The sequence below is a fragment of the Raineyella fluvialis genome (genome assembly GCF_009646095.1).
GTDB lineage: Bacteria > Actinomycetota > Actinomycetes > Propionibacteriales > Propionibacteriaceae > Raineyella > Raineyella fluvialis.
The window spans coordinates 814,069-837,709 of sequence record NZ_CP045725.1; the positions used below are offsets into that span (position 1 = coordinate 814,069).

A 23,641-nucleotide genomic window follows, 5' to 3' on the forward strand; every position below is an offset into this window, starting at 1 on the left:
CCACACACTGATACGTCACACGAGTAGGGGATGACCGTGAGCGTTTCTGTCACCGAGGCCGGGTGCGCCGAGCACCCGGAGCTGTACCAGCACCCGCTGCTGGAGGACGATCCGGGCCGATCGGCCACCGCCGAGCAGCGCCGGCAGCGGACGGCGATGACCCGTCGCGCCAGCGCGATCTGCGGGGGGTGCGGGGAGATGCCGGAGTGCCTCTACCGCGCGGTGGTCGAGTACGACGTCTCCGGCTTCGTCGCCGGCACCACCGAGCACCAGCGGCGACGGATGCGTACGCTCCTCGAGCTGACCGTCGGACCGGACGACCTTGATTCACTCACCGGCGTGTCCGCCTCGCCGCACCAGGTCAACCATGCCGAGATCGTCCGGCTGCGCGCGCAGAATCCGCACATGTCGCTGGACACCATCGCCCAGCGCCTCGGTTGCTCGCTCTCGACGGTGAAGCGGCACCTGCGCCGGGCCCGCGCCGAGGCGGCCGGTGTCCCCGAACGACCCCGCGACGACACCTCCCCGGAGCCGCCGAGCCCCGACGAGGTGCTGTCGGCCCGCGCGCAGGTGGTCGAGTCGGTGCTGGCCGCCTAGTCGATCAGTCTCAGTCCAGGTCGAACCACCGGGAGAGTTCGGCGAGGGTGCCGCCCTCGTCGAACAACCCGGTGACCGCGTCGGCGGCCAGCCGGACCTCCAGCGGGGCGTCGCCCAGGGCGACCCCGCGGCCGGCCCAGCGCAGCATCTCGATGTCGTTGCGCCCGTCACCCATCGCCAGGACGTCGGCCGGGTCGATCCCGCGACGGGCGCAGACATCGGCCAGCGCCATCGCCTTGTGCACGCCCTCCGGGGCGATGTCGAGCCAAGCGCTCCAGCCGATGAAGTACGAGACCCCGTGCAGACCGAGCCGCTCGGCCAGTTCGATGAAGTCCTCGGGGGAACTGCCGGGATCGCGGACGATGACGCGGGTGACCGGCCGCGAGGCGAGGTCGTCGACGCCGACCACCTCCATCGTGCCGCTGAGGTCACCCGGCGGGAACGGGGCGTTGAGCCGGTAGCCGCGGCCGACCTCCTCGACGGCGATCAGGGCGTGCGGGGCCATCCGCTGCACCCGCTCGATCACGTCGGCGGGGTCGAAGGTGACCATCCGGACCACCTCCAGCGGCGGATAACGGACGACCACGGCACCGTTCGAGCACACGTACGGCCCCTCGGGAAGCCCCAGCCGGTCGACCACGTCGCGGGTGTCGTGCCAGGAGCGTCCGGTCGACAGGACGACCTGGGTTCCCTCCTCGGCGATCCGCCGGATCGCATCGCGCAGCGCGTCGGGCAGCACCGAGTCGTGATCGACGATCGTCCCGTCGATGTCGAGGGCCACCAGGCGTGGCCGCCAGGTCCGGCGCACCCCTGCGGCTCAGCCCTGCTGCGGCAGCAGGGCGTCGCGGCCGAGGTAGGGCCGCAGGGCCGCCGGCACCCGGACCGATCCGTCGGCCTGCTGGTGGTTCTCGAGCAGCATGACGATGATCCGGGTCACCGCACACAACGTGCCGTTGAGCGTCGCCAGCGGGGCCGTGCCCTGCTCGAAGCGCCCGCGGATGTTGAGCCGGCGGGCCTGGAAGTCGGTGCAGTTCGACGTCGAGGTGACCTCGCGGTACGTCTGCTGGGTAGGCAGCCACGCCTCGCAGTCGAACTTGCGCGCCGCGGACAGGCCGAGGTCCCCGGAGGCCACGTCGATCACCCGGAAGGGGATCTCCAGCGCCTCGAGGAACTCCTTCTCGAAGCCGAGCAGCCGGTGGTGCTCCCGCTCCGCGTCGGCCGGGTCGCAGTAGACGAACATCTCGACCTTGTCGAACCAGTGCACCCGGAAGATGCCGCGGGTGTCCTTGCCGTACGATCCCGCCTCGCGCCGGTAGGACGGGCTGTAGCCGACGTAGTGCTTCGGCAGCGACTCGACGATCTCGTCCATGTGGTAGCCAGCCAGCGGCACCTCGGCGGTGCCGACCAGGTACATGTCGTCGCGCTCGAGCCGGTAGACGTCCTCGGCCGCCTGACCGAGGAAGCCGGTGCCCTCCATCGCGGCCGGCTTCACCAGCGCCGGCGGGATGATCGGGGTGAAGCCCCACTCCAGCGCCTTGCGCATCGCCAGGTTGATCAGCGCCAGTTCCAGCTCGGCACCCTGCCCGGTGAGGTAGTAGAAGCGGGAGCCGGACACCTTCGCGCCACGCTCCATGTCGATGGCGCCGAGGATCTCGCCGAGCTCCAGGTGGTCCCGCGGGGTGAATCCCTCGGCCTCGAAGTCGCGCGGCGTACCGATGGCCTCGAGCAGGACGAAGTCCTCCTCCCCACCGACCGGCACCTCCGGCGCGATGATGTTGCCCAGTCCCCGCAGCCGCTCGGTGAAGGCCGCGTCGGCCTCCTTGCTGGCGGCCTCGTGCTCCTTGACCTCCGCGGCGAGGGCCTTGGTGTGCTCCAACAGCTCCTGCTTCTCGGCGCCCTTGGCGCGGCCGACGAGCTTGCCGAGGTCCTTCTGCTCGGCGCGCAGCGTCTCGAAGGCGGTGATCGCACTGCGGCGCTTCTCGTCCAGCACGAGGAGCTCGTCGACGACAGACTCGGACCCGCCGCGTGCCCTCTGCGAGGCTCGAAGGCGGTCGGGGTCCTGGCGCAGCAGCTTGGGATCAATCACGGGGCCAGCCTAGCGGCCCACTGTGGCCGCCGGACGCCTAGGATCGTTCCATGTCCGAGCCTCTTCCCCACCGTGTCCGGCTCTGGCTGCCGCCGACCGCACTGCTGGTGTACGTCGTCTGGACCCTGCTCGCCGTCTCCGGGCTGTTGGGGCCGTTCGATCGGCTCCTGCTGCTCGACCCACCGCTCGACCGGGCCCACGGCGCGTTCCAGCTGCTCGCCGCGGTGGGCATCGTCGGCGCCCCCGTCGTGCTCTACACGGGACTCGTGCTGCTGGCGTACTGGGCCTACCGCCGCCGGTTGCGGGAGCTGGCGCTGGCGATCGTGCTCGCCGGCGCGCTGTCCTGGGCCGGCATCACCCTGGCGAAGATCGTCCTGCGGATGCCCCGACCGCCGTACTCCCCCGACATCCTCGCGGTGAGCGGCTGGGGCTACCCGTCCGGCCACCTGTCCGCGATCGTGACGGTCGCCGTGATGGTCACCGCGACGATGATGACGACCCGCCAGTCGCACGCCACCACCCGTGGTTGGCGGGTCGGCGGCGTGGCGCTGGTGCTCCTCTACGCGATCGACCGCTGGGGCCTGGGGGCGCACTGGTTCTCCGACATCGTCGGCGGCGCCCTGTGGGGGCGGTCGCGTCCGGCTGGGCACTCCTGCTCGCCAAGGTGCACGTCCACGGCCAACCCGCCCCCGGCCCCATCGATCCCGCCCCGGACTCGGTCGAGGAGCCGCCCCGCGCCGCGGTGATCTACAACCCGACGAAGGTGCTCGACGTGCCGACCTTCGTCCGCCACGTGGACTTCGAGCTCACCGGCCGGGGCTGGCGCCGGGCGATCTGGCTGCCGACCACCGAGGACGACCCCGGTGTGGAGATGACGGCGATCGCCGTCCGCAAAGAGGTGGACCTGGTGATCGGCGCCGGGGGCGACGGCACCGTGCGGGTGATCGCGGCCGGTCTGGCCGGGTCCGGCATCCCGCTGGCGATCGTCCCCGCCGGCACCGGCAACCTGCTGGCCCGCAACATGGGGATCCCGCTGGACGAGGTCCGGGCGCTGGAGACCGCGTTCGAGGGGGTGGACCGCACGATCGACCTGATCAAGGTCAGCGCCGACGGCGGTGAGCCGGACCACTTCTGCGTGATGGCCGGGATCGGCATCGACGCCGCCATCGTCGGGGAGGCGGACAAGGACCTCAAACGTGCCCTCGGCAACACCGCGTACCTGGTCTCGGCGGCTCAGCACGCCGACCATGCGGCGCTGGACACCCGCGTCTGGGTCGACGGGGTCCCCGTCCTGCGCACCCGCGCTCATGTCGCCCTGATCGGCAACGTCGGGCTGCTCCAGGGTGGCATCCAGCTGATGCCGGAGGCCCGGCCCGACGACGGCAAACTCGACCTGTTGGTGGCCTCCCCGCGCAGCCTGCGCGACTGGGTCAGCGTCTTCACCCGGGTGCTGACCCGGGGGAACCGAACGGACGAGCGGCTGACCCGGCTGTCCGGTGGCAGCGTGGAGATCGTCGTCGACCAGCCGGACAGCTACGAGTTGGACGGCGACCCCCAGGGGACCTGCACCCGGCTGACCGCCGAAGTGGTTCCGGCCGCCCTGGTCCTGCGGGTGCCGGCCCCGTGATCACTTCCAGGTCAGGCTGTCGAGGATCTGCTTGATGTCGGCGGAGGCGTCCTTGTCCTTCGGCCAGGACCAGTTGAGCGCGACGAGCTTGCCGCCGGTCTCCAGGTAGTACTGGTGCAGCACCAGGCCCTCGGCCTCGGCCTGCAGGCCGGTCAACCGGCGACCGCCGGCCGTCACGGCGGGCGCGTCGGTGGCACCCGGCATCGCCGCCTTCGCCTGCTGCACGAGGGTGTCGCGGCTGCGGCCGGAGGTGTCGACGAAGACGCTGAAGGAGATCCCGGAGCTCAGCCCGTCCTTGGCGAGGTAGGCGTCGATCTGGCCGGAGGTGTCCGAGGACCCGAGATCGGTCCAGCCCTGCGGGACCACGACCGAGTAGAGGGGGCGCTGCAGCGTCCCGCCGGGCGCGACCCCCGTCGTCGGGGTGGGCGTCACCGGGGTGACCGGCGCGGTCCCGGAGGCACAGCCGCCGACCAGCAGGGTGGCGACGGCGACGGCCGCCACGGCCGCGGCGCGCAGGGTCCTGGTCATGGCCCGCAGCCTACTGGGCCGGGTGGCGCAGGCCGTCCAGCCAGCGCTGGGCGGCGGCGTACGCCTCGGTGGTCTGGCCCTCGTCGAGGATCGGCGCCTGCCGGTCCGCCCGCGGGTAGGAACCGAGGAAGGTCACCTTGGCGCACACCCGGTGCAGGCCGGTGAGGGTCTCCTGCATCCGGGGGTCGTCCAGGTGGCCCTCGGCGTCGATGGAGAAGCAGTAGCTGCCGAGCGCCTGCTTCGTCGGTCGCGACTCGATCCGGGTCATGTTCACCCCGTGCCCGGCGATCTGTTCGAGGATGCCCAGCAGCGAACCGGAACGGTCGACCTTCATGTACGCCACCAGCGTGGTCTTGTCGGCGCCGGTGGCCGGCGGCGGTGTGCTCGGCCGGGTGACGACGACGAACCGGGTGACGGCGTCCTCGTTGTCCGCGATGCCGTCGGCGAGGATCTCCAGACCGTTCATCTCGCCGGCGATCCGGGCACAGATGGCCGCGTCGTGCGGGGAGTCCGGATCGGAGACCTCAACCGCGGCCGCCGCGGTCGAGGGCCCCTCGGTGACGACCGCCCGGGGCAGGTGATGGGCCACCCACATCCGCGTCTGGGCGGCCGCATGCGGATGGGTGAGCACCGCCCGGACATCGGCCAGCCCGGTGCCGGGGCGCACACACAGCGCGAACTGCACCGGCAGCAGCACCTCGCGCCGGATCATCAGCGGGTGCGTCTCGTCGGCGGCCAACTGGTCCAGGGTTGCGCTCACCCCGCCCTCGAGGGAGTTCTCGATCGGGACGAACGCGGCGTCGATCTCACCGGCGCGGACCGCGTCGAGCGCGGCGACCACCGAGCGGAACGGCGTCAGCACGTCCTCGTCGCCGGCGATCAGTAGCAGGGCCTGGTGGGTGAAGGTCCCGGCCGGGCCGAAGTATCCGTACGTCAGGGGAGACACCCCGCCAGCGTAACGGTGACCTACAGTCGCTGTGTGGCGATGGAACACGACTGGGCGACCCTGGACCTGCACCGGGCGGCCCGCACCGGCGATCCCGAGGTGGTGTACGGGGCGGGCAAGACCCCCGAGCAGGTCCTCACCCTGCTGCACGACCTGCACGAGGCCCACCCGGACCGGGCGGTGCTCGCCACCCGGCTCACCCCCGAGGCGCACGACGTCATCGCCGCGGCCCTGCCCGAGGCCACACTCGACGCCGTCGCCCGGACGGTGACGTACGGTCCCCTGCCGGAGCCGCACGGGACGGTCGCGGTGATCGCCGCGGGGACCTCCGACGGGCCGGTCGCCGCGGAGGCGGCCGTCACCGTCCGCGCGTTCGGTGCGCGGGCCGAACGGATCACCGACGTCGGTGTCGCCGGCATCCACCGGATCCTCGAGGCCCGGCCGCGGTTCGCCGACGCGGACGCGCTGATCGTCATCGCGGGGATGGAGGGCGCGTTGCCGTCGGTCGTCGGCGGGCTCGTCGGCATCCCCCTGGTGGCGGTGCCCACCTCCGTCGGCTACGGCGCGAACTTCGGCGGACTCTCCGCACTGCTCGGCATGCTCAACTCCTGCGCTCCCGGCGTCGTCGTGGTCAACATCGACAACGGCTTCGGCGCCGGGGTGCACGCCGCCCGGATCGCCCGGGCCGTGGGTGCGCAGGCGGGCCGATGACCGCCGACCTGCTCTGGATCGACGCCGCCGCGGGGATCGCCGGTGACATGCTGCTCGGCGCCCTGCTCGACGCCGGCGCGGACCTCGACCTCGTCCGCCGCTGCGTCGGCGCCGTCCATCCCGACGTCGACGTGCAGGTGGCCCCCACCACCCGCCACCACCTCGCGGCGACGAAGGCCACCGTGGTCGACCGCTCGACCGGCCGCGCCGCCGACGCGCATCATCCGCACGAACACCATCACCCGCACCGGCCGTGGCGCGAGGTCCGCGACCTGCTCGCGGCCGCCGACCTCCCCGAGACGGTACGCGAGCGCGCCCAGCGGACGTTCGAGGTGTTGGCCCGGGCCGAGGCGCAGGTCCACGGCGTCGCCCCCGAGGACGTCGAGTTCCACGAGGTCGGCTCCCTGGACGCGATCGGCGACGTCGTCGGCTGCTGCGCGGCGCTGGTCGACCTGGCGCCCCGGCGGGTGGTCTGCTCGGCGGTCACCGTCGGGCACGGCGACCAGGTGCTCGGCGCCCACGGCCGGATCCCTGTCCCGGGCCCCGCGGTGACGAACATCGCCATCACCCACGCCGTGCCGGTCTCCGCCGGACCGGTCGCCCTGGAGATGGCCACCCCCACGGGGATGGCGCTCGCGGCGGCATGGGCCGACGAGTTCGGCCCGATGCCGACGATGACGATCACCACCACCGGGCTGGGCGCCGGCACCCGTGACCCCGAGGGGATCGCCAACGTGGTGCGCGTCGTTCTGGGGCGTACGCCGCAGGGCCAGGCCCCGACCCAGATCCTTCTGGAAACCAACGTCGATGACCTCGACCCCCGGCTGTGGCCCGGCGTCCTGGCGGACCTGCTCGACGCCGGCGCGGCCGACGCCTGGCTCACCCCGATCGTGATGAAGAAGGGCCGCCCCGCCCATACCCTCGCCGTGCTCTGTGACCCGGCCGACCGCGCCACGGTGATCGGCATCGTGGCGGCCGCGACGACCGCCATCGGCCTGCGGGAGACGGCGGTGGTCAAGCACACCGTCGAGCGGGAGCTGGTGAGCGTCGAGGTCGACGGCCGCCCGATCGCGGTCAAGGTCGCCCGGCGGGACGGTCAGGTGGTCAACGTCCAGCCGGAGTTCCGCGACGTCGAGGCGTACGCCGCGGCGGCCGGCCTGCCGGTCAAGCGGGCTCTTGCCCGGGCGGCCGCTGCCGCCGATGCCCTATGGCGTCCCGATAGGAGTTGACCGTGGCCACCCCCTGGTGCCAACGGTCCCGCAGGGTCGGGGCGGGTCCGTTGCGTTCCGCCCGGCGCCGCAGCGCGTCCTGGTGCCACCACCAGGCGATGACGGCGAGCACCGCCCACTGCACGGCCGGGGAGAAGGTGTCGCGGATGCGGGCAGCGGCCGCGCTCAGGCTCTGGCCGTAGTCCAGGCCGCGGCCCGGGATGTAGGACAGGGACAGCAACATCCCGCGCCAGATGAACAGCCCGTCGAGCCGTGTCGCGCCGACCAGCACCAGGGCCCCCAGGCGATCAGGTCGTACCAGGACAGGGTGTAGAGCGAGGTGGTGAGCCAGCCGACCGACAGCAGCAGGGCGGTGCGGACGGCGATGGTGATGGGGTCCCGATCGGGTGCGACACCGTCGGGGGTACCGGCGACGGCGTGCCAGGGCAGCACCCGGGACAGCATCCACGCGATGGTGAGCGTGCCTGCGTAGGAGACCACGCCGAGCACCCCGGTCGCCGCCGGGACCGGCAGGAAATAGGTCAGCACGGTGTAGAACGGCTGCGCCCAGGACCCGACGGAGACGTAGGAGGTGTTGCGCAGCGCCGCGAAGAGCGCCCCCGGCGCGAACAGCCCGTACAGCAGCCCCATCGACAGGGCCGTCCCCACCAGCAGTCCGACGAGTTTGCGTGGCTGGCGCCGGTAGCCCCACACCATCGCCAGTCCGTAGAGCCCGATGCTCAGCTTGCAGGCGCCGGCCAGGCCCATCATCACCCCCGCGCCGATGGACGTCTTGCGCATCAGCATGATGCCGAGCATGGCGAACATCACCGACCAGCCCTCGTTGTGGGCCCCGGCGGTGATCGCCCAGATCAGCAGCGGGTTGGCGATGGTGAGCAGGGCGGCGCGGCCCTTGAGCTGTTCGTCGCCGTGGGCGAGCCAGACCACCACGGCGCTGGTGACCAGGAACGGGATGAACGCCGACAGCTGCAGCCAGAAGACGATGTCGTGCATGTTGAGGCCGCCGAACCGGTTGGCGAGCAGCTGCACCCAGGACATGATCGGCCCGTACACGCTCGGGGTGTCCTGCCAGGGGCGTTCGGTCCACCGCAGCACCGGGTCGAACTGGCTGCGGAAGACGGCGGCCGGCGTGATGTCGTACGGGTTCATCCCGAGGGCCTGCAGCCGGCCGTACGCCGCGTACATCAGCACGTCGGCGGAGGTCAGCGGCGGCACCATCAGCGTGGCGACGTTGAGCACGACGCCGAAGGTGAACACCCGCCAGACCGTGGGGGTCCAGCCGTCCCGGACCGCCCGGACCGCGATGGACAGGCCGACGCCACCGATGATCACGGCGCCGTACAGCACGCCGGAGACCACCCACTCCCCCGGCGTCGGGACGGTCCCGGACGGCAGGTAGTAGGGCGGCAGCAGTGACGCCCGGGGGCCGAGCGTGAGGGTGACCGCGGACGGGCCCAGCACGCCGACCGCCACCGTGAGCAGGGTGGCGAGCAGGATCAGCCCGAGGCCGACCCGCGGGCTGTTCCGCCAGGTCAGGCCGGCCGGCGGCAACCAGGACGTACGCATCACTGGCCTAGGCTAACCGTCCGCCAGTCGTCCGGGATCCGCCACCGGGGCAGGGGCAGCGCCAGGGCCCGGCGGAGCCGTCGCAGGTAGTCCTCCCGGGAGACCTCCACCACCCCGAGACTGGCCAGGTGCTCGGTCCGCCACTGCACGTCGAGCAACCGGCGATCCGCGTCGCCGCTCGCCGCCAGCATCGCGACCAGACCCATCAGCGCGACCTTGGAGGCGTCCCGGCCGATCACCGGGTCGTGGAACATCGACTCCCCGGCGAACAACCCGCCGTAGCCGACCCCGTACAGCCCGCCGGCGAGCCGCCCGTCCGGCGTCCAGGCCTCCACGGAGTGGGCGCGACCGGCCCGGTGCAACTCGGAGTACACCGCCACCACGCTCTCGTCGATCCAGCCGCCTTCCCGGTCCTGTCCGCCGCAGGCGGCCAGCACGGCCGCGAAGTCCCGATCGACGCTCACCTCGAAGTGCTTGGCGCTCTTGCGCAACGAGCGGGGCACGCGGAGCTCCTCCAGCGGCAGGATCCCGCGCGCCACGGGGGAGAACCAGCCGATCCAGTCGGCGGGCGGCAGTTCGTCGGAGACGTCCTCGGAGATCGGCATGGGGAACATCCCGTTCACGTACGCCCGCATGACGAGCGGCGCGTCCATGCCGATGGTCAGCGCCACCAGGTCCTGGTCCGCCCACTGCCCCGGGCCTGGCAGCGGGGCGGGGTCGAGATAGGGGCGGGCCATGAGGCCATTATGGGTGGAATCCCGGACCGGCCACGCCGGGACGGGGACGTACGCTGGGCCCATGGCAGACGAGGTGTCCCGCAATTCCGCCCGGTCGACGGCCGGCACGACGCTGCGCCGGATCCTCGATCTGGCGATCGACGGCGTCCCCTCGATGCCGGGGGCGAAGGCGGTGGCGGCGAAGCAGTTGCAGAAGCACCCGCGCACCGACGAGGCCGTCGACGCGGTGATCAGCTCCCACATCGCCCTGGCCTCGGCGTCGGGGTTCCTCAGCAATGTCGGCGGCCTCGTCGTCACCGCGATCAGCCTGCCCATGAACATCGTCGGGCTGGCCGTGCTGCAGGCCCGGATGGTGGCGGCGATCGCCCATCTGCGCGGCTACGACATCGAGGACACCCGGGTGCGCACCGCCGTGTTGATGTGCCTGATGGGTGGGGAGGAAGTCACCCGGCTGGTGGGCAAGGGCAAGCTGCCCGGCACCCCGCTGCTGATCGCCACCGCACCGATCGCGAATGCCAGTCTCTACGAGGACGTCTCCGAGAAGGTCGTCGCGTCGTTGCTCACCATCCATGGCGGCAAGTCCGTCGGGGTGCTGGCGACCAAGCGCATCCCCATCATCGGGGGCGGGATCGGCGCTGTCTTCGACGGGGTCGCCACCCGCCAGATCGGCACCTTCGCCCGGGGTGAGTTGGTGCAGCGCCGCGCGATCGGCTAGCACCCGCCGCGCTCAGCGCTCCAGCACGGCCCAGCCGTGCGCCTCGATCTCCATCAGGTCCTCAGCGCTGTGGGCGATGACCGTGCCGCTCGGCATCGGCCGGGGCGCGTCGTCCACGTTGAGGGCGATGGCGATCTCGTGGTGGGCACCGCCCGATTCGCTGGAGCACTCGATGACGATCGTCTCGTTCGTCACGGCCACCACCGCGATGTCGGCGCGGACCAGCCACGGGTGGCGCCGCCGCAGGGCGATCAGCGCCTGGTGCTGCGCCAGGATCGGCCGCCCGAGGAGGGAGAGGTTCTCCGGCCGCGGAGGCATCGCGGGCCGGATCTGGTCGTCGCCGCCGGGGCGGTCCTCCTTGGTCCCGACGAACCCCTGCTCGTCGCCGTAGTAGATGGACGGGATGCCGGGCAGCACCATCAGCAGCACCACGGCATGACCGAGGTGGCGGTCGTCGTTCAGCATGCTGCGGATCCTGGTGACGTCATGGTTGCCGATGAACGTCTGGGGCACGAACGTCGCCAGGAACGCCCGGTGCCGCTCGAGGGCGTGGGCCAGTTCCCAGAAGTTCGTGTCGTTCAGGGAGGACCAGATCGCCTTCCACAGCTCGTACTGGGTGAGGCTGTGCACTCCGGAGCGGCGGACGAAGTCCGCGACGTCACCGTGGATCACCTCACCGAGCAACCAGGCCTCCGGGAAGTCGGCCCGGACCCGGGCCGTGATCGGCGCCCAGGCGTCCGGGCCCGGGGCGTAGGCGGCGTCGAGGCGCCAGCCGTCGATCCCGAACGCCAGCCAGTGCTCCATCACCCCGACGATGTGGTCGCGGACCGCCGGGGTGCTCAGGTCGAGCTCGGGCATGTCGAGGTGGCCCTCGAAGCAGCGTACGTAACCGTCGACCCACTGCACCCAGGATCCGTCCGGCGTCCCGGGTCCGGCGGCTTCGGCGCGGGCCACGGCCGGGTGCTCGCGGGCGACGTGGTTGAAGACGCCGTCGAGGACCACCCGGATGCCGCGCCGATGGGCCTCGTCGACGAGCCGGCGCAGGTCCGCCTCGTCACCGAGCCGGGCGTCCACGCGGTAGTGGTCGAGGGTGTCGTACCCATGGGAGACCGAGGCGAACACCGGCCCCAGCAGCAGACCGTTGCACCCGAGGGACACCAGGTAGTCGAGCCAGCCCACCAGGTGCTCCAAGCGATGGGTGACGGGGTCACCGGCGACCCGGCGCCGTTCCGCATCGGTGAATCCGAGCGGGTAGCAGTGCCACCACACGGAGTAGTCGACCCAGGCTGGCTGGCTCACGGTCATGCTCACAGCCTAGTCACGTGGCGGTCCTCACAATATGGAACGGCCGGACGCATCGTGGACGCCGCGGCGGCAGAATGACCGCAATCGACACCGGTGGCCTGGAGTGATGTGGGGGCGCATCGGTGCGCGTCCTCCATCGCCGGCGTCGCCCAGAAACCGCGCCGGCACGAAATGCCGCCCGTCGATCGATCGGCCTCCACGGTCGGGACCGCTTTGCTAGGGTCCACGATGGGGCAGCAATGACTACAAGGGAGTAATGGATGACCACACCAGTTCTCACCACGGGTGACGGCCAGCTTATCGAGCTTCCGTTCGTCCAGGCCGTGAACGGCGACAACGGTTACGACATCAGCAAGCTGCGCGCCCAGACCGGGAACGTCACGCTCGACGAAGCCTTCGGGAACACCGCGTCGTGCAAGTCGGAGATCACCTTCATCAACGGCGAAGAAGGCATCCTCCGTTACCGTGGGTACCCGATCGAACAGCTCGCCGAGCAGTGCAGCTTCGTCGAGGTGATGTGGCTGGTGCTCTACGGCGAGCTGCCCACCAGGGACCAGGTGGAGACGTTCGAGAACGAGCTCGTCCACAACATGTTCCTGGACGAGCGGATGCGCGACCTGTTCCGCTGCTTCCCGCGCCAGTCCCACCCGATGCCCGTGCTGTCGGCCGGCATCTGCGCGCTGTCGACCTTCAACCGCAACCACGTCGGCCTCGACAAGGCCGACGTCGAGATCGCCACCCGCAAGCTCCTCGCCCAGGTCCCCACCCTGGCCGCGTACGCGTACAAGAACGCCAAGGGCGAACCCTTCCTCTACCCGAGGTACGACCAGTCCTACGTCGAGAACTTCATCCGGATGGCCTTCGGCACTCCGGCCGAGGACTACCAGTTCCAGGACATCGTCACCAAGGGCCTGAACGCCCTGCTGGTGCTGCACGCCGATCACGAGCAGAACTGCTCCACCTCGACCGTACGTCTGGTCGGCTCGTCCCAGGCGAACCTCTACGTCTCCGTGGCCTCGGGTGTGAACGCCCTGTCCGGCCCGCTGCACGGTGGCGCGAACCAGGCCGTGCTGGAGATGCTGGCCGCCATCCGCGACCAGGGCATCGCCCCCAAGGACTACCTCGAGCAGGTCAAGGCCAAGAAGGCCGGCATCAAGCTGATGGGCTTCGGCCACCGGGTCTACAAGAACTTCGACCCGCGCGCCGCGATCATCAAGAAGTACGCCGACGAGATCCTCGCCACCTCGCCGAACGGCGACCGCGAGCTGCTGGCGATCGCCAAGGAGCTCGAGGAGACCGCGCTCGCGGACGAGTACTTCGTGTCGCGCAAGCTCTACCCGAACGTCGACTTCTACTCCGGCCTGATCTACGAGGCGATGGGCTTCCCGGTGGAGATGTTCACCGTGCTCTTCGCCGTCGGTCGTCTCCCCGGCTGGATCGCCCAGTGGCGCGAGCACAACGCCGACCCCAAGGCCCGGATCTCGCGTCCGCGCCAGATCTACATGGGCCACGACAAGCGCGACGTCGTCCCGATGGACCAGCGCTGACCTCGCTGGTCGCCTGATCGACCCACAGGGGCCCCGGCCCGCTTCGGCGGTGTCCGGGGCCCCTGTGCGTCGGGTCCCCCGAGCGAATCGCATCCCCCCAGAAGCGATTACGTTCCGATCTTCGCCGCTCGCTCCCGCCAGCGCCAGCCCCCGCGGCCGATCCGTACGGATCCGTACACCCGGGACGGCGTACGCCCTTGTCAGACGGCAGTTGGCTGGGCGGTGACGACCGCCTCGAGCCACCGTACGACGGCGATCGCACCGGGGTCCGGGTAGCCCACCGCGCGCTCGCCGAGGTAGCTGGCCCGGCCCCGCCGGGCCACCGCACCGACGGTCGCCTCCGCCCCACGGCGAGCGGCGTCGACCACCGCCGCGGGTCCGTCGGCCCAGGCCGTGGCCGCCGGGGCGAGCGCGTCGAGCATGGTGCCGTCCCCCGGGGCCGCCGCCCCGAGGCCGGCGACGCCGTCGACCGCGGCGGCCAGGGCCTCACCCCAGTCGCCACCCCGCTCGAGGGATTCGGCCGCCCGCAGCAGCCCCATGGCGTACAGCGCACCCGAGGTCCCGCCGACGTCGCGGCGGGCGATCCAGGAGAGGTGGCGCAGCAGGTGGCTCGCGTCCCCCTCGATGGGGTCGTCGAACCAGCCGTACGCCCCCCGGGCCAAGGCCTGGCCGAGGTCCCCGTCGCCGACCTGCTGGTCGAGGTGGGTGAGTTCGGTCTCGCTGTCGAGGACCGCCTGGCAGGCGACGTCGATGGCGGCGCGGACCCGGGCGTCGGGATGCCCCAGGTCCTCCGGGACACCGGCGTCGGGGAGGGGCGCGGCCACCCTGGCGAGGGAGGGTGCGGCATCGACTCCGTGGCCGGGCCAGGCGAGGGCGCCGGTCGGCGCATCGAGGGCGGCCAGCACAGCCGGCTCCTCGGGGTCGAGGGCCAGCAGGGTGACCGAGACGCCGGCCATGTCCAGGCTGGTCATCACCTCGCCGCAGTAGAGGCGGACCACCTCGATGCGGCGCAGCTCCAGTTCGCGGACCACGGCCCGAGTGGCGATCGCCAGTTCGATCGGTGGGGTGGCCCCGGCGCCGCCGACCAGGGCGACCACCCTGGCACCCGCCCGGATGCCGCGCTCGGTGGCGATCCGCGACACCATGATGTGGATCAGCTTGTCCGCGTCGGTCGCCCGGATCTTCCGGACGCCCGGCTCGCCGTGGATGCCGAGGCCCAACTCGACCTCGTCGTCGCGCAGCTCGAAGCTCGCCGTGGGGACCCCGGGGACGGTGGGTGCCGACAAGCCGGTGTTGACCGTGCCGACCCGGCCCGCGACGAGGCGGGCGAGCGCCGCCACCTCGTCGAGCGACCGGCCCTCCTCGGCCAGGGCACCGGCGATCTTCTCCACCAGGACGGTGCCCGCCAGGCCGCGGCGCCCGGCGTTGTCGTCGCTCTGGGTCAGCGCCACGTCATCGGCGACGAGGAGGAGCTCGACCCGGTAGCCGTCGGCCACGGCGAGCTCGGCGCCGAGCTGGAAGTTGAGCCGGTCGCCGGTGTAGTTCTTCACGACCAGCAGGCAGCCTGCTGCCCCGGTGACGGCGCGGATGGCCTGGTAGACCGCATCGGCACCCGGTGAGGAGAAGATGCCCCCGACCACGGCCGCGGTGAGCATGCCGCCCGCCACGAACCCGGCGTCGGCCGGATCATGCCCGGCGCCGCCCCCGGTGATGATCGCGACGGGGACCGCCGGGTCGTCGGGGCCGGCCGCCCGCCGGTCGGCGCGGATGACCGTCGTACGGTCCTCGAGCAGGTTGAGTCCCGGCTGGAGCAGGACGAGCCCCTCGAGGGCCTCCTGTACGACGTCGCTCGGGTCGTTCAGAAGTTTTGCGGCCATGTACCAGTGAAACACAATCAGCCCGGGACGATGAGCCACTCTCCCTTCACCCGGCGACTCACGCGGGTGCGTTGGATCTCAGCGACAGCGGCCACCTCTCGCTCGACCTGGCCGGCGATCGCGCGGGCCCGGTCGTCCTCCTCCGACCGACCGGTCGGGTCGATGCTGAACCGTACGACCACCCATGGCAGCCGGTCCACCATGACGAGATCCGGCTTGTCGAGGTGGGCGAGCCGGCGGGTCGCCGCCGCGGCCAGCGGCAGCACCTCGCCGGGGCGGTGCCCGGGGCGGACATCGCTGATCTGGAGCTCGGCACGGTAGGAGGGCATGGCGCAGACGCTAGCGGACCTCTCAGACGTCCCCCTCAGCCGGCAGCCGGCCGTCCCGGACGGCCTTGACCAGCTCCTCGTGGTCACGCTCGGTCTGGTCGGCGTAGCTACGTGCCCACCGGGCGACGGCTTCCACCGGCGCGTCCTTCTTGCCCAAGTAGCCCGAGATGATCGAGGCGCCGGAGGTGCGGGCGTGTCCCTTGGCCAACAGGTGCCCGACGATGCCGGAGTAGTCGACCAGCCCCTCGGGAGACATCGCGTCCAGCGGGACGCCCCCCTTCATGTTGCGGTACTGGCGTACGTAGTACTGGTGCTCCCCCACCGTGGTCCAGCCCAGCAGCGGGTCGGAGACCGTCTGCAGCTGCTGCTGGTACTCGACGACCCGCTGGCCCTGGTGACTGTGCCAGGCGACGTCGCCGTGGACGTACGGCGCGATCACTGAGCGCCTGGCCTGCTTGAGCTGCAGGAACAGCACGTCGTCGTCGCGGGATCCCACCAGCAGCGCCAGCCAGGCGCGCATCCCCACCGAGCCGACGCCGACGACCTTGTGCGCGATGTCGACCAGCGTGTAGCCACCGACGATCCGGCGCCACTGCGGGGTCAGGGTCGGCAGGTACGCGTCCAACCCGGCGGCGATCGCGTCGGTCGTCTCGTCGCTCGGGTGCGTGATCAGCGGCGGGTCATCGAGGATCCTCGTGGCGTGGGTCGCGCCGCCGGCGAGTTTGGGCAGTTTGCGGTCCGAGGTCCGCCGCCGGGCCGCCTCCGCCGCGCGCTTGACCTCCTTGCGCAGCGTCTTGTCCGAGACGGTGTCGTGCAGTCGGTCCACGTCGAGCTGGTCGTACGCGCGCCGCAGCAACGGTTCCTTGCTCAGGGCGCTCACCTCGTCGCGGTAGGCGATGACGCACTGGTGCACCGCCTCCTCGCACTGGTCCTCACCGGTGCCATTGACCCGGCCGAGCACCCAGATGGAGGCGGTGAGCCGGCGCAGGTCCCACTCCCAGGAGCCGGTGTGGGCCTCGTCGAAGTCGTTGAGATCGATCACCAGCCTCCCCTCGGGGGACCGGTAGAAGCCGATGTTGCCGATGTGCGCGTCACCGCAGGCAGTGGTGTGGACGCCGGTGGCGGGCAGGTGCGCGACATCCCAGGCCATCAGGTCGGCGGTGCCCCGGAGGAAACCGAAGGGCGACGCCGCCATCCGCGCCGTCCGGACCCCGAGCAGCCAGGGCAGCCGCCCCTCCTGGGCGCGTTCGACCACCTCCACGACACCCGGGCGATCGGGCGTGGGCACCCAGTCCCCGAGACATTCGTGCGGCGTCGCCTCCCGCAGCGACTTGCCGTACGCGACGCGCTCGTCGCGGTCGGTCGCCGGGATGCGGAACGAGGTGAAGGCCTCGTCGAAACGCGGCGGCGCCGCTGATTCGGGGATGGACACGGGACCATTTTCTCCCGCCTGCCCTCAGCGCGTCACCCGATAGCGGACGAAGGTCGGCACCAGCACGGCGGCGAGGGTGACGCCCAGCACGACCGCCACACCGCCTCCCGCCGCCGCGGCGACCGTTCCCACCGCCGCGGCGACCGCGCCGTGCAGGGTGTCCGCGAGCCGGGGGCCACCCGCCACGACGACGATGAAGATGCCCTGCAGCCGGCCGCGCACCTCGTCACTGGCGGCCTCCTGCAGGATCGTCTGCCGGAAGGCGGCCGAGGCCATGTCCGCCGCGCCCCCCAGCGCCAGCATGCCGAGCGCCGGCCCGAGCAGCCCCGCCCCCGCGAACAGCCCGAAGCCGAGCATCGACCCGCCCCAGACCACGATGCAGACGACGACGGCCAGCCCCTGGCGCTCGACCCGGGAGATCCACCCGGAGAAGATGCCGCCGAGCAGGGCACCGGCGGGGATCGCCGCGAAGAGCAGCGCGAAGGCCGTGCCGCCCTCGGTGGGGCCGCCGAACGACTCGTGCGCGAGCTGGGGGAAGAGGGCCCGGGGCATCCCGAAGACCATCGCGATCAGGTCGACCAGGAACGACATCATCAGCACCGGGCGGCCGCGCAGGTGGCCCAGCCCCTCGACCACGGAACGCAGCCCCGGCACCTGTCGTGCGGCATGGGCCGGTGGGAGCGCCGGGAGCCGCAGGGCCGCCCACAGCGTGGCGAAGAGGAGGACGGTGTCGATCAGGTAGAGCAAGGAGAAGCCGAGCACCGGGATCAACGCGCCCCCGACCAGCGGACCGGCGATCGCCCCGAACTGGAGCACCGTCATGTTGAGGGAGTTCGCCGCCGGCAGTTGGCCGGCGGGGAGCAGTCGCGGCAGGATCGAGGTCCGGGTCGGCTGGTTGACGGCGAAGAACGCCTGCTGCACCGCGAAGATCCCCAGGATGACCCAGACGTTGCCGACTCCGACGACCGACTGGCCCCAGAACAGCGCGGAGGTCGCGATCAGGCCCAGGGTGGAGATCATCATCAGTCGGCGACGGTCCATCGCGTCGGCCAGCGCCCCGCCCCACAGCCCGAACACCACCAGGGGCACCAGCCCGAAGAGCCCGGTCAGCCCCACGTACGCCGAACTCCCGGTCAGCGCGTAGATCTGGGCCGGCACGGCGACGACGGTGAGCTGGGCGCCGATGACGGTGATGATGTTGGCGACCCACAACCGGCGGAAATGGTCGTTGTGCAGCGGGCGGGTGTCGGCGACCAACTGCCGTACGCCCGGGATCACCCGGCAGACACTACCTGCTCGCCGGCCCGTACCGCCCGCAGCGCGGCGATCCCGGCCACGGCCGCCGGGATGAGCAGGAGGCCGGCGCCGATGTTGAGCCCGCCGTAGCCGATCCCGGCCATCACCGGCCCGCCGAGGACGGCGGCCCCGGCACCCACGTAGTTCATCAGGGCGTCGTTGGCGCCCTGCAGCGGGACACGGACGTCACCGGAGTCGACGCCGGCCAGCAGCGCGGAGGCGGAGATGATGGACGCCGACCAGCCGAGGCCCAGCAGCACCAGGGCCGAGGTGGTCAGCTCGACGCGCCCGTTGGCGGCCACGAGGCCGGTGACCACGGCGGCGAGGAGCACCGCCAGGCCGAGACCGGCCACCCGGATCGCGCCGACCCGGTCGGCGAGCCAGCCGAAGACCGGGCTCAACGCGTACATGCCGAGGATGTGGAGGCTGATCACCAGGCCGATCACCTCGAGGTCATGGCCGTGGCCGTGCAGGTGGATCGGCGTCATCGACATCACGCCGACCATCACCCCGTGGGCGACCGCGGTGAGCAGCACGGCGAAGCGCGCCATCGGGTGCCGCATCGCCCACGCCAGCGCCTGCCCGGCACTCACCGACCGCGCCCCCGGCACCACTCCGGCGCCGGGAAGGACGCCGCCCGGCAGGAACATCACCACCACCGAGGCCAGCAGGAACGCGGCGATGCCGAACAGGTAGGAGCCGGACAACCCCGGCAGTCGCAGCGAGCGTCCGACGACATCGCCGGCGGTCGCGAGGTTCGGGCCGAGGACGGAGCCGATCGTGGTCGCCCAGAAGACCATCGACATCCAGGTGGCCCGGCGCGGCCCCGCGGCGGCGTCCGCCCCGGCGTAACGGGTCTGCAGGTTGGTGGCCTGGGCGGCGCCGAAGAAGAGCAACGCCACGAAGAGCACGACCACCGAGTGCAGCACCGCGCCGAGGACGACGCCGGCAGCGCCGAGCGCCGCGATCCGGTAGCCGAGCCCCAGCGCGCTGCGCCGGCCCCGACGGGCGGCGAGCTGCGCCAGCGGCACCGCCGCGATGGCCGCGCCGAGCACGGACAGCGCCTGGCCGAAGCCCGACCACGCCGTCCCGGCGATCGCCTGGATCAGCAGGGCGCCGACGGCGATGCCGGAGGCGACACCCACTCCACCGAGGACATTGGTCAGCATCAGCAACAGGATCGGGCGCTTCACGACCGCCCATTCTGCCAGGGCCGCACATACCCCTAGGGGGATATGTGCCGTACGCTGGCCGGGTGCCACCCCGCTCCCCCTGCCCCGCCGCCACGGCCTGGAGGCGGCGTGGGTCCGGACCCCCGACGCCGACAAGCCGGCGCCCTGGCCGACGATGCGCGACTTCCTCCGCGATCGGCTGGCCGCGCAGGCGCCGGTCGACGCCATGCTCGGCGCGGGCCGGTTCGTCGACGGTACGGGTGCGCCGTTCTCCGGGAAGGAGCCGTACGCCCCGCACACCTTCGTCTGGTTCCACCGCGACCTGCGGGAGGAGCCGGTGGTGCCGTTCGAGGTGACCGTGCTCCATCGCGACGAGCGGATCGTGGTGGTGGACAAGCCCCACTTCCTCTCCTCCATCCCCCGGGGCCGCCACATCACCCAGTCCGTCGTGGTGCGGATGCGGTCGGCGCTCGGCCTGCCGGAGCTCTCCCCGGCTCACCGGCTGGACCGGCTCACCGCCGGAGTGCTGCTGCTGACCACCGAACGTCGGTGGCGGGCGCCCTACCAGCAGGTGTTCGAACACCGGCTCGCGCGCAAGACCTACACCGCGGTGGCCCCCGTACGATCCGACCTGGTCTTCCCGCTCGAGGTCAGCAACCACCTCCACAAGCGTCGCGGCATCCTGCAGGGCGAGGTCCTCGCCGACCGGGCAGCCAACAGTCACACCACGATCGAACTCCTCGAGACCCGGGGAACGTACGGGCTGTACCGGCTGACCCCGACCACGGGCAAGACCCACCAACTGCGCCTCCATCTCAACGGACTGGGGATCCCGATCGTCGGCGACCCGCTCTATCCCGAGGTGCTCGACGTCGACATCGACGATTTCTCCGCCCCGCTGGAACTCGTCGCCCGTACGTTGTCCTTCACCGACCCCGTCACCGGCGAGGAGCGGACGTTCCACAGCAAGATCGGCCATCGGTGGGAGCCCGTGCGAGACTGACGCCCATGTCCTGCCCGGTCCGTATCCTCTTCCACTCCCCCCGCATCCCGCACAACACGGGCGCGACGATCCGACTGGCCGCCATCACCGGCGCGCCGCTGCACCTGGCCGGACCGCTCGGCTTCTCGATGGACGACACCCATCTCAAGCGGGCCGGCCTCGACTACCACGACATGGCCAACGTCACCGTCCACGACGATCTCGAGGCGGCGTACGACGCCCTGCTGCCGGCCCGGATCATCGCGTTCACGGCGCACGCGACCGTACGCCACACCGACGTCACCTACCGGGAGGGCGACGTCCTGCTCTTCGGGCCGGAGCCGACCGGCCTCGCTCCTGAGGTCCTCGCGGACGGTCGGGTCACCGAGCGGGTCAGGATCCCGATGCGGCCCGGCAATCGCTCGCTCAACCTCTCCAACGCCACCGCGATCGCCGTCTACGAGGCCTGGCGGCAATTCGGGTTCCCTGGCGCGCACTGATACCCCCACGGGTATACGATGCGAGCCATGAGTCTCTCCCCCTGCGCCATCTCGATCCCGCTGATGCTCGGCATCATCCTCGGGGTCACCGTGCATCCCGCGGCGGGCATCGCGGTGGGCCTGGCGCTGCTGGGATGGAACCTGGTCCAGGCCCGACGCGGTAAGGAATGCACCACCTGTGCGTGGCCCCGACGCGAGGACTGACACCTAGAATCGCCCCATGGGACACGACCACAGCCACGGCTCCCACAGCCATGGCACGGCGCCGGAGCGTCGGCTGGTCGTCGCCCTGGGGATCACCGCCACGGTGCTGGTCGCCGAGGTCGCCGGCGCGGCCCTGACCCGCAGCCTCGCGCTGCTCACCGACGCCGCCCACATGCTCACCGACACCGCCGGCCTGGCGCTGGCCGTGATGGCGACACGCCTGGCCACCCGGCCGGCCGATGAACGGCGGACCTGGGGCTTCCGCCGGGCGGAGGTGATCTCGGCCCAGTGGCAGGCGGCGATCCTCCTCGCGGTCGGGGTGTACGCCCTGATCGACGGCGTGCAGCGACTCCTCGAACCCCCGCACGTACCGTCCGGCGCGCTGTTGGTCTTCGGCGTCATCGGTCTCGCCGGCAACCTCGCCTCGCTCGCCGTCCTGCTGGCCCACCGCGACGTCAACCTCAATCTGCGCGCCGCCTTCCTCGAGGTCGCCAACGACGCCCTCGGCTCCGTCGCCGTGATCGTCTCGGCCATCCTCATCGGGGCCCTCGGGTGGCTGCGGGCCGACGCGGTCGCCGCGATGGTCATCGCGGTGCTGATCATCCCCCGGACCCTCGCACTGCTCCGCTATTCGACGGTGGTGCTGCTGGAGTGGTCGCCGAAGGGTCTGGATCTCGCCGAGGTGCGCCGGCACCTGCTGGAGATCGACCACGTCCTGGAGGTGCACGACCTGCACGCGAGTGTGATCGCCACCGGGCTGCCGGTGCTCAGCGCGCATGTCGTCGTGGAGGAGGAGTGCTTCCGCACCGGCCACGCGCCCCTGCTGCTGGATGCCCTGCAGTCCTGCGTCGCCGGGCATTTCCCCGTGTCGGTGGAGCATTCGACGTTCCAGCTCGAGCCACCGGGGCACCGCGATCACGAGGACATGCCGGGCGTGTAGGCTGTGCCTCGCACCACGCGGTAACCGAGGAAGCCGGTGAGATTCCGGCACGGTCGCGCCACTGTGAGTCCAAGTCAGGAACTCGGCCCGCGTACACCACGACTGGGACGCGCCATCCCGGAGAGGACATCATGAGCGTTCGGTCCTTCTGCACCGCTCACGTCTGCACCGCCTAGCGCGCCCCGTATTGAACGTGGGGACGCGCCCGGACCATCCACTCGGTCCGATTCCACTCACTCGTATCCACAGGACCCTCTGCGGTCCGGGCGCGCCTCCACCCTTGGAGGACTCATGACCATCACCCCACCCAACGCCGGTGTGTACGCCGCGGCGCTCGCGCATTGCGACTCGCTGGCGATGCCGACCGGCGCGCTGCACGGTCTCGTCGAACTCGGCTGCTGGATCGCCGCCGCCCAGGGCCAGGTGCCGCCGGCACAGCTGGACAACGTCCGCACCGTCGTCTTCGCCGGTGACCACGGCGTCGCCGCTGATGGTGTCTCGGTCTATCCGACCGCCATCACCGTGGGCATGGTGCACGGCATCCTCGCCGACAAGGCGGGCATCAGCGTGATCGCGCGCCAGCACGGCATCCACGTACGGCTCCTCGACATCGGCGTGGACGCGGACCTGGACGTGCCGGCCGAGGTGAGCGCCCACAAGGTCCGCCGCGGCTCGGGGAACATCCGCGTCGAGGACGCGCTGACCCGTGCGGAGGCCGAGCAGGCGCTGGCCGAGGGGGAGGCCATTGCGGCCGAGGAGATCGCCGCGGGCGCCCAGCTGCTCATCGCCGGCGACCTGGGCATCGGTAACACCACGCCGTCTGCGGCCCTGATCGCCGCCACCTACGGGGTCCGGGCCGCCGAGGTGACGGGCATCGGCACCGGCCTCGACGAGGCCGGCCGGCTGCGCAAGGCCGCGGTGATCGACGAGGCGATCGCCCGTTGCGGTGACCGGCTCGCCGACCCGATCGAACGCCTCGCCTGCCTGGGTTCCGCCGACATCGCGGCGGCCACCGGCTACATGATCGCCGCGGCCCGCGCCGGGGTGCCGGTCCTCGTCGACGGTGTGATCGCCGGTGCCGAGGCGACGATGGCCGAGTCCATCGCGCCGGGCGCCAAGGCCTGGATGCGAGCCGGTCACCGTTCGCCCGAGCCGGGCCTGTCGTTCGCCATCGAGAAGCTCGGCCTGTCGCCCATCCTCGACCTGGGCCTGCGGCTCGGCGAGGGCACCGGCGCCGCCGCGGCCGTCCCGCTGGTCCGCACGGGCATCGCCCTGATGCGGGAGATGGCGACCCTTGCCGATGTCAGCTGAGTCC

25 protein-coding genes and 1 riboswitch are annotated in these 23,641 nt (G+C 71.6%); of the genes, 13 read left to right on the forward strand and 12 right to left on the reverse strand.

The features are described 5' to 3' along the window. The first annotated feature begins 36 nt into the window (after nt 1–36). Nucleotides 37–597, forward strand: coding sequence for a helix-turn-helix domain-containing protein (locus tag Rai3103_RS03745; RefSeq protein ID WP_194793253.1), 561 nt, complete (start codon nt 37–39; stop codon nt 595–597). Nucleotides 598–607: 10 nt separating this feature from the next. On the opposite strand, the gene Rai3103_RS03750 is transcribed toward Rai3103_RS03745, so the two are convergent. Beyond that, nucleotides 608–1,405, reverse strand: coding sequence for an HAD family hydrolase (locus tag Rai3103_RS03750; RefSeq protein WP_228489137.1), 798 nt, complete (start codon nt 1,403–1,405; stop codon nt 608–610). A 9-nt stretch (nt 1,406–1,414) separates the two neighbouring features. After that, a complete protein-coding gene (serS, locus tag Rai3103_RS03755) occupies nt 1,415–2,683 on the reverse strand; it encodes a serine--tRNA ligase (protein ID WP_153571452.1) in 1,269 nt (422 codons plus the stop codon). A 50-nt stretch (nt 2,684–2,733) separates the two neighbouring features. On the opposite strand from serS, the gene Rai3103_RS17395 reads away from it, so the two are divergent. Together Rai3103_RS17395 and Rai3103_RS03765 are read left to right on the forward strand one after the other, a co-directional pair. Continuing rightward, nucleotides 2,734–3,429 carry a phosphatase PAP2 family protein gene (locus Rai3103_RS17395; RefSeq protein ID WP_153571453.1) on the forward strand — a complete coding sequence of 232 codons (696 nt, stop codon included), beginning with the start codon at nt 2,734–2,736 and terminating at the stop codon, nt 3,427–3,429. A 47-nt stretch (nt 3,430–3,476) separates the two neighbouring features. Further along, nucleotides 3,477–4,310, forward strand: a complete 834-nt coding sequence (locus Rai3103_RS03765; RefSeq protein WP_239022427.1) for a diacylglycerol/lipid kinase family protein — start codon at nt 3,477–3,479, stop codon at nt 4,308–4,310. On the opposite strand, the gene Rai3103_RS03770 is transcribed toward Rai3103_RS03765, so the two are convergent. Further along, entirely contained in the window at nt 4,311–4,838 is a 528-nt protein-coding gene (locus Rai3103_RS03770) for a hypothetical protein (protein WP_153571455.1), read from the reverse strand. A 10-nt stretch (nt 4,839–4,848) separates the two neighbouring features. Beyond that, nucleotides 4,849–5,784: a prephenate dehydratase gene (gene pheA, locus Rai3103_RS03775; protein ID WP_228489138.1), complete on the reverse strand. Its 936-nt coding sequence runs from the start codon at nt 5,782–5,784 to the stop codon at nt 4,849–4,851. A gap of 39 nt (nt 5,785–5,823) precedes the next feature. On the opposite strand from pheA, the gene larB reads away from it, so the two are divergent. Genes larB through Rai3103_RS16885 form a run of 3 tightly spaced genes read left to right on the forward strand, consistent with a single transcriptional unit; the run spans nt 5,824 to nt 7,906 of the window. After that, complete coding sequence (gene larB / locus Rai3103_RS03780; protein WP_153573597.1) at nt 5,824–6,495, forward strand: nickel pincer cofactor biosynthesis protein LarB; 672 nt, start codon at nt 5,824–5,826, stop codon at nt 6,493–6,495. Then, the gene (larC, locus tag Rai3103_RS03785; RefSeq protein ID WP_153571456.1) at nt 6,492–7,724 is read left to right on the forward strand and encodes a nickel pincer cofactor biosynthesis protein LarC; all 1,233 of its coding nucleotides are present in this window, start codon (nt 6,492–6,494) and stop codon (nt 7,722–7,724) included. The genes larB and larC overlap by 4 nt, the downstream gene beginning before the upstream one ends. A gap of 2 nt (nt 7,725–7,726) precedes the next feature. Further along, entirely contained in the window at nt 7,727–7,906 is a 180-nt protein-coding gene (locus tag Rai3103_RS16885) for a hypothetical protein (RefSeq protein ID WP_194793255.1), read from the forward strand. On the opposite strand, the gene Rai3103_RS03795 is transcribed toward Rai3103_RS16885, so the two are convergent. Then, a complete protein-coding gene (locus tag Rai3103_RS03795; RefSeq protein WP_479685346.1) occupies nt 7,890–9,290 on the reverse strand; it encodes an MptA/MptB family glycosyltransferase in 1,401 nt (466 codons plus the stop codon). The genes Rai3103_RS16885 and Rai3103_RS03795 overlap by 17 nt on opposite strands. Beyond that, nucleotides 9,290–10,027 (reverse strand): leucyl/phenylalanyl-tRNA--protein transferase, encoded by a 738-nt coding sequence (gene aat / locus Rai3103_RS03800; RefSeq protein WP_153571459.1) that lies wholly within the window; start codon nt 10,025–10,027, stop codon nt 9,290–9,292. The genes Rai3103_RS03795 and aat overlap by 1 nt, the downstream gene beginning before the upstream one ends. A 61-nt stretch (nt 10,028–10,088) precedes the next feature. Between aat and Rai3103_RS03805 the strand changes: the two genes are divergently transcribed. Further along, nucleotides 10,089–10,742 carry an EcsC family protein gene (locus tag Rai3103_RS03805; protein WP_153571460.1) on the forward strand — a complete coding sequence of 218 codons (654 nt, stop codon included), beginning with the start codon at nt 10,089–10,091 and terminating at the stop codon, nt 10,740–10,742. 12 nt (nt 10,743–10,754) lie between these two features. Here Rai3103_RS03805 and Rai3103_RS03810 read toward each other — a convergent pair whose 3' ends face one another. After that, the gene (locus Rai3103_RS03810; RefSeq protein ID WP_153571461.1) at nt 10,755–12,047 is read right to left on the reverse strand and encodes an alpha-amylase family protein; all 1,293 of its coding nucleotides are present in this window, start codon (nt 12,045–12,047) and stop codon (nt 10,755–10,757) included. A 260-nt stretch (nt 12,048–12,307) separates the two neighbouring features. On the opposite strand from Rai3103_RS03810, the gene Rai3103_RS03815 reads away from it, so the two are divergent. Then, nucleotides 12,308–13,594: a citrate synthase gene (locus tag Rai3103_RS03815; protein ID WP_153571462.1), complete on the forward strand. Its 1,287-nt coding sequence runs from the start codon at nt 12,308–12,310 to the stop codon at nt 13,592–13,594. A 200-nt stretch (nt 13,595–13,794) separates the two neighbouring features. Here the strand turns inward: Rai3103_RS03815 and Rai3103_RS03820 are convergent, their stop codons facing one another. The 5 genes from Rai3103_RS03820 to Rai3103_RS03840 are packed head-to-tail and all read right to left on the reverse strand — an operon-like array spanning nt 13,795 to nt 19,721. Beyond that, a complete protein-coding gene (locus Rai3103_RS03820) occupies nt 13,795–15,471 on the reverse strand; it encodes a dihydroxyacetone kinase family protein (protein ID WP_153571463.1) in 1,677 nt (558 codons plus the stop codon). A 17-nt stretch (nt 15,472–15,488) separates the two neighbouring features. Continuing rightward, nucleotides 15,489–15,800: a hypothetical protein gene (locus tag Rai3103_RS03825; RefSeq protein WP_153571464.1), complete on the reverse strand. Its 312-nt coding sequence runs from the start codon at nt 15,798–15,800 to the stop codon at nt 15,489–15,491. Nucleotides 15,801–15,822: 22 nt separating this feature from the next. Continuing rightward, on the reverse strand, nt 15,823–17,232 hold the full coding sequence (locus tag Rai3103_RS03830; RefSeq protein WP_228489139.1) for a DUF2252 domain-containing protein: 1,410 nt from the start codon (nt 17,230–17,232) through the stop codon (nt 15,823–15,825). A 24-nt stretch (nt 17,233–17,256) separates the two neighbouring features. After that, nucleotides 17,257–18,510 (reverse strand): MFS transporter, encoded by a 1,254-nt coding sequence (locus Rai3103_RS03835; RefSeq protein WP_228489140.1) that lies wholly within the window; start codon nt 18,508–18,510, stop codon nt 17,257–17,259. Then, complete coding sequence (locus Rai3103_RS03840) at nt 18,507–19,721, reverse strand: MFS transporter (protein ID WP_228489141.1); 1,215 nt, start codon at nt 19,719–19,721, stop codon at nt 18,507–18,509. The genes Rai3103_RS03835 and Rai3103_RS03840 overlap by 4 nt, the downstream gene beginning before the upstream one ends. A gap of 154 nt (nt 19,722–19,875) precedes the next feature. Between Rai3103_RS03840 and Rai3103_RS03845 the strand changes: the two genes are divergently transcribed. From Rai3103_RS03845 to cobT, 5 genes are all read left to right on the forward strand, one after another. Continuing rightward, complete coding sequence (locus tag Rai3103_RS03845) at nt 19,876–20,703, forward strand: pseudouridine synthase (RefSeq protein ID WP_153571465.1); 828 nt, start codon at nt 19,876–19,878, stop codon at nt 20,701–20,703. A 5-nt stretch (nt 20,704–20,708) separates the two neighbouring features. Continuing rightward, nucleotides 20,709–21,182, forward strand: coding sequence for a tRNA (cytidine(34)-2'-O)-methyltransferase (locus tag Rai3103_RS03850; protein WP_153571466.1), 474 nt, complete (start codon nt 20,709–20,711; stop codon nt 21,180–21,182). 27 nt (nt 21,183–21,209) lie between these two features. Next, nucleotides 21,210–21,386, forward strand: coding sequence for a hypothetical protein (locus tag Rai3103_RS03855; protein ID WP_153571467.1), 177 nt, complete (start codon nt 21,210–21,212; stop codon nt 21,384–21,386). A gap of 16 nt (nt 21,387–21,402) precedes the next feature. Continuing rightward, nucleotides 21,403–22,326: a cation diffusion facilitator family transporter gene (locus Rai3103_RS03860; RefSeq protein WP_153571468.1), complete on the forward strand. Its 924-nt coding sequence runs from the start codon at nt 21,403–21,405 to the stop codon at nt 22,324–22,326. Continuing rightward, nucleotides 22,308–22,431: riboswitch (cobalamin riboswitch) on the forward strand. Its footprint overlaps the gene before it by 19 nt. 186 nt (nt 22,432–22,617) lie before the next feature. Next, complete coding sequence (cobT, locus tag Rai3103_RS03865; protein ID WP_153571469.1) at nt 22,618–23,637, forward strand: nicotinate-nucleotide--dimethylbenzimidazole phosphoribosyltransferase; 1,020 nt, start codon at nt 22,618–22,620, stop codon at nt 23,635–23,637. Nucleotides 23,638–23,641 lie beyond the last annotated feature (4 nt).